The 15,115-nt window shown below is 65.5% G+C and carries 8 protein-coding genes; 1 reads left to right on the forward strand and 7 read right to left on the reverse strand.

What is annotated here, in order from left to right; translation table 11 throughout:
* Positions 1–68: 68 nt before the first annotated feature.
* Both I2H31_RS13030 and I2H31_RS13035 read right to left on the reverse strand, forming a co-directional pair.
* Entirely contained in the window at positions 69–965 is an 897-nt protein-coding gene (locus I2H31_RS13030; RefSeq protein WP_196293484.1) for a T9SS type A sorting domain-containing protein, read from the reverse strand.
* A 128-nt stretch (positions 966–1,093) separates the two neighbouring features.
* Entirely contained in the window at positions 1,094–1,558 is a 465-nt protein-coding gene (locus tag I2H31_RS13035; protein WP_196293485.1) for a hypothetical protein, read from the reverse strand.
* A 217-nt stretch (positions 1,559–1,775) separates the two neighbouring features.
* Here I2H31_RS13035 and I2H31_RS13040 point away from each other — a divergent pair, with 217 nt between their 5' ends.
* On the forward strand, positions 1,776–2,255 hold the full coding sequence (locus I2H31_RS13040; protein WP_196293486.1) for a cupin domain-containing protein: 480 nt from the start codon (positions 1,776–1,778) through the stop codon (positions 2,253–2,255).
* A 154-nt stretch (positions 2,256–2,409) separates the two neighbouring features.
* Here the strand turns inward: I2H31_RS13040 and I2H31_RS13045 are convergent, their stop codons facing one another.
* From I2H31_RS13045 to I2H31_RS13065, 5 genes are all read right to left on the reverse strand, one after another.
* On the reverse strand, positions 2,410–6,771 hold the full coding sequence (locus I2H31_RS13045; RefSeq protein WP_196293487.1) for a pectinesterase family protein: 4,362 nt from the start codon (positions 6,769–6,771) through the stop codon (positions 2,410–2,412).
* A gap of 287 nt (positions 6,772–7,058) precedes the next feature.
* Positions 7,059–12,224 carry a fibronectin type III domain-containing protein gene (locus I2H31_RS13050; RefSeq protein ID WP_196293488.1) on the reverse strand — a complete coding sequence of 1,722 codons (5,166 nt, stop codon included), beginning with the start codon at positions 12,222–12,224 and terminating at the stop codon, positions 7,059–7,061.
* A gap of 305 nt (positions 12,225–12,529) precedes the next feature.
* The gene (locus I2H31_RS13055; RefSeq protein WP_196293489.1) at positions 12,530–13,792 is read right to left on the reverse strand and encodes a zinc dependent phospholipase C family protein; all 1,263 of its coding nucleotides are present in this window, start codon (positions 13,790–13,792) and stop codon (positions 12,530–12,532) included.
* A 76-nt stretch (positions 13,793–13,868) separates the two neighbouring features.
* A complete protein-coding gene (locus I2H31_RS13060; protein WP_317192227.1) occupies positions 13,869–14,561 on the reverse strand; it encodes a DUF92 domain-containing protein in 693 nt (230 codons plus the stop codon).
* A gap of 45 nt (positions 14,562–14,606) precedes the next feature.
* A complete protein-coding gene (locus I2H31_RS13065; protein WP_196293490.1) occupies positions 14,607–15,068 on the reverse strand; it encodes a hypothetical protein in 462 nt (153 codons plus the stop codon).
* Positions 15,069–15,115 lie beyond the last annotated feature (47 nt).

The raw sequence follows: 15,115 nt of genomic DNA on the forward strand, positions 1-15,115 counted from the left end.
TCGGTCAATGCCAAAAAAGGCCGTCATGCTAAGCATGACGGCCTTTTTTGGCGCCGTACAACCACCCGCTACTCCTTCACAAACCGCTTGTTTTCGCTGCCTGATTTGGTGGTGATTTTGTAGAAATACGTGCCGGCGGGCAAGTCGTGCAAATCGAGCTGCTGGGTGTGCGCGCCTGTTGAAGCCTGGGCTTCGCTGAAGAGCGTGCGCAGCTTGTTGCCGTTTTTGTCGAGCAAGTCAACGGTCACGGGGCCGGCTTTGCGCACGTCGTACTCCATTTGGGTGGTGGCCGCGGCCGGGTTGGGGTAGAAGCTGGTGGCGCCCAGCGCGGGCTCGGCGGGGGCGGCCGTGGCGTTGGGGTCCATCAGCAAAAACTTGGCAGGCCGAAAGAAGCCGTGGTGCCTGCCGCCGCGGTGGCCGCGCCCCTCGCGCCCGGCGAAGCGGGCCATCTGCTCCGGCTGCCCGGGCGCGGCGTTTTTAACCGCAATGGCGCGCAGGTCGGTGGTCCATTTTTCTCGCTGGGGCTGCACTTCCTCGGCCAGCTTTGCGATGGCGCCGTCGTATTTCTGGGCCATTTCAGCCACTTTCAGCATGATGCTGCGGCTTTCGCTGCGCAGTTGGTGCAACTGCTCGCGCTGGGCTTCGGTGAGTTCGGGGCGCTGGCCCGGCGCCGACGTGCCGGCAGGGCGGAAACTTTGGCGCAGGGCCTTGCCTTTGGCCTCAAGCACCTTGAGCTGGGTGCGGTAGGCGGCCAGCTGGGTGCGGTCTTCGGCAGCGAGCTGGGGCTCCAGCTTCTGGCGCTGCTGCCGCAGCACGGGCAGCACATTGGCTTGGGCGTAGGCCTTCATTTCGGCGTGGCCGGGGCGGCCGTCGCGCGGGTGCTGGGGCTGGGCCAGGCCTGCCCCGCTGGCGGCCAGCGCCAGCAGGAGCGCCAAGCCCGCGGCCTTTAGTGCGTTTCTTTTCATAAGATTTCGGAATAAGTGGTGGAGGGTCAAGAGCTGTTGCATAGACGTGGCCAGTGGCCCAGGGTTTAAGCCCGCGCCCGGATTTTACGCCCTCCCCCTTCCTCCCACCACCGCGCCTGGGGCGGCGCCTACAGGCACTCCCGAAACACAATCGGCGGCGTTCGGGCGATGACCGTGCTGCGGCCGGGCGCCGTGTTGCGGTGCAGGTAGAAGTAGCAGGTGAGCGGGCGCTTTAGCCGCGGGTTGGCCCATATTTTGGCCAGCGGATATTCCACCGTGAGGGTATCGTGGCGGCTGGTGACCGGAATGACGCCCTGCATGCCGCTGGAAAACGTCATGCGCGGGTCGGTGCTCTGAAATTTAATGGAAACCTCGAAGCCATAGTCCGACTGCTCCTGCGCGGCAATGACGTAAGCCACCTTGGCTTTGAAAACGGATTGAGAGGTGGGCACCGTGCAGGGCGGCTGGTTGAGGACCAGCAGCGCGATGCTGCTGCCGGGAGCCGGCGCCTGCTGCGCCACCCGGTTTGGCACCGCCCCGACGAAGGCGAAGGCCATCAGGGCAACAAACCCAATGGAAAGTGTTTTTTTCATAGACAGCGCGAAGTCAGGCCAGAACCAGCGGTTGTGCCGGGATGGCCACCCCGGTCTTTTGTTCCAGTGTTAATATTAAGGCAGTAAAGCTACTTTGCGTCGTCCGGCATGCTGTCCCGGCATTAAATGCTCGCTGCACGCCACGCCTGGCCGCCACGCCATCAGCCAGCGCGGGCCACGTGCGGGCCGGCGCAGCCTTCTGTTTACTTTCGACTCCATGACCACCGCCCAGGACCTTATTCAGCAGCTGCACCTGCAGCCCCACCCCGAAGGCGGCTTCTACCGCGAAACTTACCGGGCCGGCCTCCAGACAACCGCCGAGAGCGGCGCGCGGCGCAACGCAAGCACGGCCATCTACTACCTGCTGGAAAACGACAACCGCTCGCATTTCCACCGGATACAATCGGATGAGCTGTGGTTTTTTCATCAGGGGCAGCCCCTGGAGCTGCTGCTGTTGCAAGACGGGGGCCTCACCACCATTACCCTGGGCCAGGACGTGGCGCAGGGCGAGTTGCCCCAAGCCGTTGTGCCGGCCCATACGTGGTTCGGGGCCCGGGTTAAGGCCGGAACCGGCTTTTCACTGGTCAGCTGCACGGTGGCCCCCGGCTTCGATTTTGCTGATTTTGAGCTGGCCGACCGGGCCCGGCTAACCGCAGAGCTCCCGGCTCTGGCCGCAGTTATCGCGCAATTCACCTGAAACGCTTGGTATGAGCTGCCGAACCTGACAGAGACACCCCGCTCCGACTGCTTCCGGTTTTCCTGCTGATTTCAGCCCAGTAGCTTCAGTCCAAAAGCAAAAAAGGCCGGCCCCGCAGCGGGACCAGCCTTTTTACTTGAAGTTGGCAGAGAGCTTATTGCACCACCACCTTACGCACCACAGGCGTACCGTTGAGGCTCAGGCGCAGGGTATAAACGCCGGCCGCCAGGCCGCGCACGTCAAACTCCGCATCAAGGGCCTGACCGGCCGGGGCGCTGAGCGTGCGGCTCCGCACGGTCTGGCCCAGGGCATTCACCAGCGTCGCCGGCACGGCAACTTTGCTGCTCAGCACCGGCAGTTGCAGGCGGAAGGCGCCGCTGGCCGGGTTGGGGAACAGCTGCACCTGCGCGGCCAGCACCTGCGCGGCGGTAGCCAGCGGGGCCGCGGCCGGGCCAAACTCCAGGGTGAAGCGGCCCGCGGCCGTGGTGCTGGCCAGCGTGAAGGCGTAGCGGCTGCCCGTGCTCAGCGCCGTGCGCGTGCCGGTGAGGGCGTCGTGCAGGGTAGCCGTCATCGAACCAAAGTTGTCGAGGGTCGGCACCGTGAGGGTGTAAGTACCCGCCGCGGGCACGCCCACGAACAACGGCACCATTGTGGCCACCGTGGGCAGCGGGCGGCCGTCGATGGCCAGCATTTCGGTACCGGTCAGCGAGGCCAGGTTCAGGCCGTTGGGATTGGTCAGCTTGGTGGCGTCGAAGGCAGCATCGACGCCGCTGGTGGCTTGGTTATCAAAGTACAGGAAAGCATCATCGGCGAAGCCGGCGCCGGCCAGCTGCAGGCGCAGCAGCGGGCGGGTGCTGGCCGCCGCCCGCCCAAAGGCCGGCTGAGTGCCGAAAGTTTTCACGCGGTTGGCGTTGCTCAGGGTGAAGGCGCCGGTGCCGGGAGTGCTCACCCGCACGAAGAAGCCCGCGCCCGCATCGATGATGGGGCTGCCGGTGCCGCTGCCGCCCGTGCCCGTCCCGTTGGGCAGGTAGGTGGTGTAGGAACCCACGTACTGGCCCGAAGAATGGTAGATGTACATGGCCGCGTCGAGGTTGGTGAGCTGCGCGGTGGTCACCGTGCTCCAGTCGAGCGGGGCCGGGTACGGGTTGCCCACCAGCTGCCAGCCGGCGGCGGCATCGGTGCCGCGGGTCAGGTTGTTGATGTTGTAGCCGCCGTTGTTGAACGTGCCCACAAAATCCACCAGCGTGGCATTGGGGGCATTCACGGTGTAGCCTTTGCCCACGCTCATGGGGTCGGTCAGGTCGTTGGGAGAAAACCAGCCTTTGTCGAAGTCGATGAGGTCGGTGGCGATGCTGCTGGCGCCGGTGCCGGCGGTCACGCGGGCTTCGTTGTAGCCATACACCGTGGGGAAGGGGTTCACCTGCTTGGCCAGCCTGGCCGAGTTATAAACCGAATTCACCACCGGCGTGAAGCCGGGGGCAGCCAAATCGGCCACGGTGGTGTTGCTCACCGGCGCCGAGTAGTGGTGGTAGCCGATGTTGGCGGCCGTGCTCACGTCGATGGCGCGCTGCAGGGTGCCGGTACCGTTCACCACGCCGCCGGTGTTGTCAAGCAGGGCCGTGCCCTGGCCAGCCACCGACAACAGCGTGAATGCGTTGCCGTTGGTGAGCAGGTTGCCGCTTTGCAGACGGGCCAGCTGGGCCACGCCCACGGCCCGGCTCAGTGTCAGGGTGCGGTCGGCGGCCAGGGGGGCGGTGTTGTTAACGGTCAGGTTGCGCACGGTGGCGGGCAGGCCGTTGCCGCTGGTTTGGGCCACGGTGCCGTTGTAAGTGTAGCTGGCATCGGGGCTGAACGTGCGGGCTCCGGTGTTGCGCACGGCACCCGTGGCACCGCTGGCCGAAATGCCGGCCGCATCGGCAATGCGCAGTTCGCTGCCCGCGGCTATGGTCACGCTGCCGCCCCCAAGCAGGGCCTGGGCGTTGGTGTTGAGCATGGCGCCGGTGGCGGTGGTCAGGGCGGTGTTCACGGTCACGGGCAGCATCAGGGTGGCCTGGGCGCCGCTGGCCACGGTCACGGTGTTGTAGGCACCGGTGAGGGTGCGGCCGTCGGTGATGGTCACGTCGCCCACGGTAGCGGCCTGGGCGTCGCCTTTGATGCGGAAGTTTTTCAGCATGCCGTAGCGCGGCGTGCCGGTGCTGCCGCAAGCGAAGTACAGGCGCACCGTCAGAGTCTGGCCGCCCGCCACGGTCACGCCGCCGGTGGGGTTGCCGGCGCTGGGGCCGCTCAGGGCCACGCGGTAGAGGGCGGTGGTGGCGGCCGTCTGGTTCAGCAGCGGGAAGGAATTATTGAAATTGCCGCTGGCCGAGAAAGCCAGCGCACCGCTGGGCCCGCGGCCGCCGGTGATTTCCGTGGAGTCGGCGGGGGCGGCAAAGCCGTTCAGCGAGTACACCACGGCCATTTTCGTGTTCGAACTGGTGTTGTAGAATGCCGAGTTGAACAGCAGCGAGTCCACGCGCACGGTCGAGCCCGCGGCCACGGTCATCGTGAACTGCTCGTAGTATTTGCGGTTCAGGGTGCCGCCCACCACGGTCCAGGTGCCGTCGCCGTTGGCCGTAGGCCCGAAGGCCTGGCCGAACAAGTTAGAATAGGCTGGCACGGAGGGCAGCGTGGTGCCGTTGGAAAGGTACAGGCGCTTGAGCGTGGGCACCGTGGCCGCCAGACGGGCGTTGCGGGCGAAGGTGCTGTCGGCGCTGTTGGCGCGCAGGGGCCACTGCTGCAGCACCACCGAGAACGTGGTGGGCGCCACGATGGCCGTGCCACTCACGGCCAATATTACCGACGTGGCATTGGTGCTGGCCAGGGTCACGTTGCCGGCATAGCTGTTGGCCGTGGCCGCGTTCAGGCGAATGTAAACCGGCGTGCCGGCCAGCGTGCCGCCGGTGGGCGCCAGGCTCACGCTGCTGCTGTACGTGCCGCCCGAAGTCAGCGACACTTCGTAGTTGGCCGGTGCAGTCACGCTCACCGCCGAGGTCAGGTCGGTGCCCGAAACCGTCACGCTCTGCGCCGACGAAGGCGAGCCCAGTTGCTGCGTGAAGCCCCCCAAGGTACCCGTCACCACAATAGTGGGCGCGCTGCTGATGGTCACCGTATCCGAGGAAATCTGGGCCGGCGTAGCGCTGCCGCGCACGAAGTACTTGGAGAGGCTGCCCGAGGTGGGCACCGCATCCGAGAAAGTGTAGTTGAAAATCGTGTCGCTGGGCTCGGTTTGGCTGCCCACCACGGCGAAGGCGCCGAGGGCGGCGGGCGGCGTGGCCGTGGCGCGGTACACGCTCAGCACGTCGCCGGCATTGGGCCAGCTCGTGTTCCAGGTAAAAGCCGTGGGCACCGCGGGCGAGGCCGTGCCTTTCACGCCCTTGAAGTTGTTCACGATGACGGTTTTGGTGAAGGGCGTGGCGCAGTCAATCAGCGTGCAGGGGTCCCAGCCGCTCAGGATGTTGGCTTTGGTATAGGTGGCGGCTTCGGTGGCCGTGAGCTGCGACGACGGCTGCGCGGGCGTCAGGTTCTGGCCCGACAGCACCCGGCTGGCGGTGTTGATGGGCTTGCCGTTGAAGTGGGTGTTCTGGTACTCCACAAAGTAGGAATCGGCGATGGTGGCCGTGCCGGCCGAGCTGGTCGGCGACCAACCTTCGTCCAGAATCAGGGGCGTCGAGAGGTTGCAGTTCAGGAAGGCGGCCTTGGGGTTGGCCTGCCAGGGCCGGCCGAGGTCGTAGCGGGTGTTCGTGCCGTTGGCCACGGGGTTGCCGGTCACGTTGCAGTTCTTAAACACCAGCCCAAAAGCCTGTCCGGCCGGCGTGTTGGGCACCGCGATGTAGGACGTGGTGGCCGTGGCTTTCACCTTGGCGTAGAGGTTGCACTGCTCAAACAGGGCAATGGAGCTGCCGAAAATGAAGTCCGTGTTGCCCTCGATGTAGCAGTTGAGGAAGTAGTGGCGCGGCGTGCCCGAGCCCTTCACGTAGAGCGTGTCCTGGTTGCCCAGGAAACGGCAGTTGCGGAAGGCGGCCCGGTCGTTGTTCACCAGCACGGCCACCGCCTGACCGTTGGAGGAAGCTTCGCCAAACGAGTTTTCAAACGTGATGTTCACCGCCGAAAAGTCGGTGGCGTTGATGGTGACCGAGGCCGAGTTCTGGGTGCCCAGGGCCACGCCGCCCACCAGCGTGCCGGCCGAGTTGTTGTAGGTGATGACGGTGTTGCCCACGCTCTCGCCCACCAACTGGATGAACGGCTTGTTGGAAGGCACGGTCACGACTTCTTTGTACTTGCCGTTTTTGATAAAAATGGTGTACACGCTGGTCCGGCCGGTCGGGGCCGCGTCGATGGCGGCCTGCACGGTGGTGTAGTTGCCGCTGCCGTCTTTGGCCACGGTCAGGTCGTAGGCGTGCAACTGTGGGCTTAGCACCAGTAGCAGCAGCGTGAGCAAGCTGGCCAGACCAGCTCGAAGCGTAAAAAGTGGGAGCATGAATAAAAAATTGAGTGGGAGTTCTAAAAAAGGCAAAGAAATTTTTACCTAAGAAAGGTACACTCCTCGCCTATCCACCCCAACATCTTTAGTCTTTTATATCTCCGCAATCGATGCCGGGAACGTTGCCAAAAGCTTCTCAGAAGCTTTCTGTCGCGTTACTGTCGCGCTAATAGGCGCTGCATGGTCACCAATACTGCCAATTCCACTTGAAAACGCAGGTCCTTCCAAACAAAGAAAGCCGGTCCCTGCGGGACCGGCCTTTTTAATTGCAGTTGGCAGAGAGCTTATTGCACCACCACCTTGCGCACCACGGGCGTGCCGTCGAGGCTCAGGCGCAGGGTATAAACGCCGGCCGCCAGGCCGCGCACGTCAAACTCCGCATCAAGGGCCTGACCGGCCGGGGCGCTGAGCGTGCGGCTCCGCACGGTCTGGCCCAGGGCATTCACCAGCGTCGCCGGCACGGCAACTTTGCTGCTCAGCACCGGCAGTTGCAGGCGGAAGGCGCCGCTGGCCGGGTTGGGGAACAGCTGCACCTGCGCGGCCAGCACCTGCGCGGCGGTAGCCAACGGGGCCGCGGCGGGGCCAACCTCCAGCGTGAAGCGGCCCGCGGCCGTGGGGCTGGCCAGCGCGAAGGCGTAGCGGCTGCCCGTGCTCAGCGCCGTGCGCGTGCCGGTGAGGCCGTCAATCAGCGTCACGGTGCCGGTGAAATTGGCCACGGAGCTAGCCGTGAGCGAGTAGCTGCCGGCCTGGGGAGCGGCTACGTGCAGGGGCACCAGCACCGTGGCGGCACCCAGGGCGGGCAAGCCGTTGATGGCCAGCGCTTCGCCGCCGGCCAGCGAGGAGAGGTTCAGGCCGTGGGAGTTGGGCAGCTTGGTGGCGTCAAACTCCACGTCCTTACCGGCCGTGGCGCCAGCCTCGAAGTACACGTACGCGGCATCGGCCACCGAGGCGCCTTGCAGCGTCAGGGCCACTTGGGGCCGGATGTCGGTGGTGCCGCGGCCGAAGCTGGGCTGCGGGCCAAATGTGTTTACCCGGTTCAAATTGGTGAGGTTTACCTGGCCGCTGGTCTGGCCCGCGCTAACCCGCACAAAGTACCCCTGGCCCGCCACCACAATCGGCTGCGAGCTGTTGGCGTTGCCGCCCACGCCGTTCACGCTGGCGCGGTACGAGCCGCCGTACTGGCCGGCGCTTTCAAACACGTAGATGGCGGCGTCCATGCCGGGGCGCTGGGCCGGCGTCACGGTGTTCCAGTCGAGGGGGCTCGGGTAGGGGTTGCCCAGCAGGTGCCAGCCAGCAGCGGCATCGGTGCCGCGGGCCAGGACGCCGGAGTTCTGCGCCCCGTTGTTCAGCGTGCCCACGAAATCGACCAGGGCCGTGTTGGGGGCATTCACCGTGTAGCCTTTGCCCACCACCATGGCATCGGTGGGGCCGCTGGGCGAGAACCAACCTTTGTCGAAGCTGCCGTAGTTGGAGTTAACCGTGGCAATCCGGCTCTGGTCGTAGCCAAATACCGTGGGGAAGGTCGTCAACGTGCTCGGCGTGGGGCTGCTGTTATAGATAACGTTAAACACCGGCGAGAAGCCCGTGGTGGCCAAATCACCGAACGTCGTGTTGCTCACCGGAGCCGAATAATGGCGGTAGCCGATGGCATTGGCGCTGTTGATGTAGCGCTGCACCGTGGCCGTGCCCACTACCACGCCGCCGCCATTCACCACGCCGGCAGTGCCGGCCGCCGACGACAGCAGCGTGAACGTCCGGCCGTTGGTAATCAGGTTGCCCAGGCCCAGGTTCAGGCCCTGCGTCAGGCTCAGGGCCTGGCTCAGGGTCACGCCGGCAACGTTTTGCACGCCCAACGCCTGCACCGTCGAGGGCAGGCCCGTACCCGTGACCTGCGCTGCGTTCCCGGTGTAGATGTAGTTGGCCAGGGGGCTATACGTGCGGGTGCCCGTCAGCAACACGGCGCCCGTGGGCACGCCCGTGGGCGAAATGCCGAGCGGGTCGCAGATGGCCAGGGTGCCGTCGGCCTGCAGCACGAAGCTGCCGGTGCCGGTCAGCGGTTGGCAGGCCTGGCCCAGGCCGCCTTGGGCCAGGCCGCCCCCATTCTGGATGGTGAGCGTACCGGCCACCGTGAGCGGGCCGGCCAGCGCGGCGTAGCCGCCGGGCGCGATGGTCACGTCGTTGTAATTGCCCGCAATGGGCGTGGGTGCCAGCGGAGTGCCCGTGGTCACCGTCAAGTTGGGCAGCGTTGCCGCCGTGGCGTTGCCGCTCAGGTTGATGACGTAGGTAGCTTCGTCGGCGTCGTTGTTGGTGAGCGTCACCGAGCCGGTGCGCGTGCCGGGTGCCGTCGGGCCGAAAATAAAGCTGAGCGCCAAGGAGCCGCCCCCCGGAATCACATAAGGCGGATTGCCACTGGACGCAATGCTGAAATCGCCGGACGGAACGGTGCTGCTAATGGTCAGCGGCGCCGTGCCCGTGTTCAGCACCGTGAAGGCAACCGGGCTGAAGCTGCCCACCGTGGTAGTGGGGAAGCCGCTGAACGTGCTGCCGCTGGCGTAGCTGGTGCCGGTGCTGGTTTGCTGCACGTCAATTTCCGGCGTTGGGACGGCCGTGCCGGTGCCCGTCAGGTTCACCGTGTAGGCGGCGGCGTTGCTGGCGTTGGAATTGATGACCAGGGTGCCGGTGCGGGCGCCCAACGCCGTGGGCGTAAACGTCACACTTACCACGGCCGTGTCGCCGGCCGCTACGGTGGTGGGGGGCGGGCCGCTCACCGCAAAGTTGCCGGTGGTGGTAATGCTGCTGATGGTGAGCGCCCCGGTGCCATTGTTGGCCAACGTGAAGCTAACCGGCGCGCTGCTGGTAGCCAGCGTCTGGTTGCCAAAATCGTAGGCAGCACCATTATTGGGGTAGCCGACGTTGTTTCGGCGCACAAACAAGCTGGCCGTGGGCGCTGCAGGCGTGGTGAGCGGGGTAGCGGCCGAAGTCGCGCTGGGGCTGCTGAAGCCCGCGTTGCAGGTCGAAGTAGCCGTCACCGAATAGCTGGTGCCGGGCGTGAGGCCCGTCAGGCTCACCGGCGAGGTGCCCGTAGCGGTAACGGGCGTGCCCCCTCCGGCGGGCGTGGCCGTCACCGTGAAGGTGGTGCCGCCGTCGGGGCCGGGGGTGAGGGTCACGCTGGCCGTGGTGGGCGCGGTGCTGACGCCGGCAATGGTGGGCGCGCCGCACGGCACCACGGGGTTGGCGGTCAGTGAGAAGTTATCGATGGCCAAGCCGTCGTCGTTGCCGGTGATATCCGGGTCAACCCAGCGGATGAAGAAGGTGGCGCCAGGCGCAATGTTCAGGCCCGAAATGGTGCCCGTAACCGCCGTTTGGTTCGCGGCAGCGTTTCCGTTTCGCGCCCCGACCGCCGCAGTCAGGTCGGCCGTTGCAGGCGTCGAAAAGTTGAGGGCCGAAAAAGGCGTGTAAGTAGCCGTGGTGAATGTGCCGCCACCCGTGCTGTAGCTAAAGTCGAGCCGGTCGAGCCGTCCGCTCAGGACGGCCAAGCGCCAAAGCTCGCCGGTGTAATTGATGAGCAGCGAGGTAATGGGCACGCCGGTGTTGTTGGTGTAAGCCGCGCCGATGGTGGACTGCAGGCTGCCGCTAGCTAGTGTACCCAACGCCCGGTCCGTAGTGGTGCCCGTGCCGTAGCTGAAGGTGTCGCCCGTGGCAGAACCGCCGTCATCGGCCCGGTAGTTTGTGTTGGCGTTGGTATCTGCTTCATCAAAAGTCCAACCCAGCGGCAGCGTGCCGATAGCGTTGGCACTGCCAGCCGTGGCCAGGGTGTTGAAGTTCTCGCTGTAGGCCGTATTGACCGCCGCAATGCTAATGGACGGCACCGGCGGAGTAGCGGTGGTGAAAGTGGTGGTGGCCGCCGTGGCCGTGGCACCGCCGGCGCAATTGCTCACGATGCTTACGGTGTAGGCCGTGCCGGGCGTCAGGCTCACGAAGCTCACGCTGGTCGCATTGGCCGGCAGCGTTTGCGTGGTGGTCGTCGGCGAAGTCGTCACGGTGTAGCCGGTAGCCGAGCCGCTGCCCGTGAACGTTACGTCTGCACTCGTCGTCGTCACGTTTGCCGCCGCCAGCCCCGTGGGCGCGGCGCACACCGAAGTGGTGGTAAAAGTAGCCGTGGCCGGACTGGATGCACCACCGGCGCCGCAGTTGCTCACAATGTTCACCGTGTAGGCCGTGCCCGCCGTCAGGCCGGTCAGGTTGGCCAACGTGGCACCGGCCGGCAGAGTCTGCGACGAAGTAGCTGGCGTGGTCGTCAGGGTGTAGCCGCCGGTGGCGGTGGCACTGCCCGTAAACGAGACCGTGGCGGTGCTGTTGGTGACGGCGCTGACGCCAAGGGCCGTGGGCGCGTCGCAGGGCGTGCTGGCCGCCGACGTGGTGAAGGTGACGGTGGCCGCGCTGGAAACTGCGCCGCCGGCGCAATTGCTCACGATGCTCGCGGTGTAGGCCGTATTCGGCGTCAGCCCGCTCAAGCCCACCGACGTAGCGCCGGCCGCCCCGGTTTGCGTAGCCGAAGCCGGCGAAGTCGTCACGGTGTAGCCGCCGGTGGCCGACGCGCTGCCGGTGAAGGTGACGTCGGCCGTGGTGGAGGTGATGTTGGCCGTGCCCAGGCCCGTGGGCGCGTTGCAGGGGGCGGCCGTGGTGGCCGTTATCGTAAAGTCATCAATGGCGAGGGCGTCGTCGGCCCCCGGGGCATCGAAGTCGTTCCAGCGAATGTAGAAAGTAGCGCCATCGGCAATGTTCAGGCCGGTGATGGTGCCGGAAATGGCCGCGCGGTTCGCCGTGGCGTTGCCGTCGTAGCCGGTGCTGCTGGTGTTGGTATTCACGGGCCCCACGTAGTCCAGGGCATCCACATCGACGAACGTGCCTGCGTTCAGGGAGGTAGCGTTGAGGCTATACTGAAAGTCCAGTCGGTCGGAGGCATTGCGCGGCGTCGAGGAACCCGCTAAGCGATACAGCTCGCCCGTGTAGCCCACGCTCAGGCTGGTGATGGTGCTGCCAGTGTTGTTGGTAAAAGCAAAGCCGAATTGGGCGGCCAGCGAGCCGCTGCGCACGGAGCCAAAAGCCCGGTCTGTGGTGGTGGTGCTGCCAAAACCGAAGCTATAGGTGTCGCCGGTGCTGGGGCTGCTGCTGGCCGTGACGGTCACCGCGGTGTAGGTGTTGTTGGCGCTGGTGCCCGTGCCCACGTTGGTTTCCGAAAAGCCAAAACCAGCGGGCACCGTCGAGCTGGTGCTGCTAGCAGCCAACGTATTGAAGTTCTGCGTGTAGGCCGCAGCTCCCAAGCTGATGGGCGCAATGGTGGTAGGCGTCTGCGTTTGGGCCCAGGCGCCTAAAGGGCCCCAAAGCAGCAAAAACAAAAGCAGCCGGGCTCCAAAAGCTGGCTGCTGCACAGTAATTGATTGTTTCATAAAACGCGGGAATGAGAGATGAGAAACAGAAACCTGTAACCGTGGAAAAAAGCAAGAAAACTCAGGGGCACGAATGCCGGTAAGGACTGCGCAAAGCTAGTACCTGTAGTACTATTCCACGTTTTATCTTTCTATTACCGGCAAACATGGCCGCCCAAGGCGGGCTGAGCACCTATCAAACCTACGAATAAATCTGCTGGATATAGCTATACCTCAACCAATCGGGGCGTCAGTGTTCCGACAATCCCAAAACCCGCATTTGTTTTCTTCGATGCGCACCTTTTCCGTGCTGCGCTCCGCATGGGTCAGCGCAGTTCCCGCAGTTGGGCCAGCGCTTCCTGGGTTTCTTTTTGCTTGTCGCCTTCCTTCTCTTCTTTGGAAGCCGGGCTTTTGGGCACCGTGCCGTAGAACGCCAGGATGTTTTGGCGCGCCACGGGGCTCAGGCCGTCAAACTTGTTCCGGGCCAGCTTGCGCAGCCAGTCGCCGTAGGTTTCGTCGGCCAGGCCGTACTCGCCGGCGCGGGTGGGGTGGCCGGTGTCGAAGTCGGCGTTGGCCAGGGTGAGGGGCGCGGCGGCCGTGTCGGCGGGCTGGCGGGCAATGTTGGCGCAGTAGCTGGCCATGGTTTTGCGGAAGCTGGCCCGGAAGAGCTTTTCGGCCTCGGGCGTGGGCAGCTTGAAGGCAAAGGGCTTGAGCGGCCCGATTTTGGGCAGCACCCGAATGAAATACGACAGGATGCGCGCGCCGAAGCCGGGCTTCTCGTAGTCGTTGCCGTATTCCTTGCGAAACGCCTTGGGGTGGTTGCGGGCCATGTAGTCGCGGCGCCGGGCGCCGGGGCTCAGCTTCATGATGTCCTTGCGCTTGTAGTGCCAGGCCGCCCGCGCCGCCTGCGGAATGAGCTGGCTCACGGCAAAGCGGAAGCTGGCAATGCTCAGGTCCACGTTCACGATGACCTGGCCCAGCTCCAGGCCGTAAGTTTTCAGAAAAGCCCGCTCCAGAGGCGCCTTGCTCACCTGGAAGCCGATTTTCTGGTGGTAGTCCTGGCTGTGGTACTTGCCGCTGGCCAGCTGCACCACGTCAAAGGAAAACTCCAGCTGCCCGTGCTGCACCTTGCCCTGCTCGTAGGTCACCACGTCGCCGTACTTGGCCTTGAGGTCGGGGTACACCAGGGGCACGGCGCGGTTGGTGCCTTCGGAGTGGCCGTTGAGGTCGGCCGCGTAGTGGGCCAGCGCGCCCAGGGCAAAGGCGTAGTCGTTGCGGTCCCGTGCTTCCATCAGCAGGTTGCGCACGAAATCGCCGGAGCGCACGTAGTGCGTCAGGTTGGTAAACAGCACCGAGCCAAAGGGATAGTAGCCCATGTCCTGAATGATGGCCCCGCCGTAGGCGTAGGCCTTGGCCGCAATCAGTTCCTCGGGCGTGGTGGTGGGGTAGCGCTTCAGAATGGCCGGCACCAGGCAGCGCTCCCAGGTCGAGTCGATGTTGGCTTCGTGGGTGAGCACGGCATAGCCCGCCGCCGGGCGGGCCGCAAAGGCCAGCAACGCGGCCAGCAGCAGAAAAGTAAAGCGGGGCATGGAGAAAAGTTAAGCGCAACGTTAGGCGCTTGCAACGACAAACGGCCCCGCGCCGTTGCCTCGCCCGGCGCGGCCCCTACCCCAGCCCGCTGCACCCCGCCGCGGCCAGGGCCCCGGCCAGCGTGTTGAGCAGGTTCACGGCGTTGTTGGAAAGCACCCCGCGCCGCTCCAGCGTGGCCCCCAGCACCGAGTCCACCACGTTGCCCACGGTGCCGGCCACCAGCAGCCACCCAAACGCCGGGCCCCAGCCGTGGCCCAAGCAATAGGCCGCCGCCACCACGGCGCTGCCCGCCAGGCCCAGCAAGGTGCCCTCGGCGCTCACCACGCCGTTTTCGCCCCGCACGTCGGGCCGGAAGGTGAGGATGTTGTAGTAGCGCCGGCCGTACACGTTGCCCAGCTCCGAGGCCAGCGTGTCGGCGGTGGCCGCCGCGAAGCTGCCCGCCAGCATCAGCCCGCCCAGCGGGGCAAAGGTGGGGAAGCCCGCGCTCAGCAAACCCAGCGCGGCGGCCACGCCGGCATTGGCCAGCACTTGCCCGGCCGTGCGGCGGCCTTTGTTTTCCTCGGCCAGGCCCAGGCGGCGCTTGTCGGCCACCCGCCAGGAAGACGCGGCCGAGCCCAGCGCGAAAAACAACGCCAGCAGCCCCAGCCCGGCCCACCCCGCGCCCCAGTAAATGGCCAGGCCGAGAGCCCCGCCCAGCCACACGCCAGCGGTGGTGAGCTTGCCCGCCCGGGCCGCGTAGGCCATGCCCGCCCCCAGGAGCAGAACCACAAGCCCCAGCTGAAGCGACGGCGTCACGGCGTGTTAATATTTATGCTAAAGCAGGCCGGCCAGGCCCTTCACGTTCAGCCGGGCGAACTTCTGCACCCGCGCGAAGCGGGCTGTGGTTTCGGCCAGTTCCTCGTCAGGCGGCAGGGCCGTGGGCACGTCGGTGTGCAGGCGGGCAAACACGGTGGCGGCGATGTCGATGTAGCCGAGTAGCAGCAGGTAGAGCTGCTTTTTCTCGTCTTCGGCGTAGCCCTTCACCCGAATGGCTTTGGTGAGGGTGTCAAGCTGGTTGGTTTCGTCGGTAAACAAGTCGCGCAGGGCCCGGCGCTGCCGCCCGTAGTCGTCGAGCTGCTCGGCGGTGGCCGCCGAGGCGGCGAATGGGAAGGCACCGTCGGCAAAAGCCACGGCCCGGGCAAAGGCCGTTTCGGCGGCATACACCGTGGCCAGGTGTTTCTGCAGGCTGGTCCACAACCCCGTGCGGGCTTTGTCGAAAGAGGTAAGGTCGCTCATAAGCGGCAAGAAAGTAGGCGCCAAAGGTACCACCCGCGCGGCCCCAA

The organism is Hymenobacter ruricola (assembly GCF_015694525.1).
Lineage (GTDB): Bacteria > Bacteroidota > Bacteroidia > Cytophagales > Hymenobacteraceae > Hymenobacter > Hymenobacter ruricola.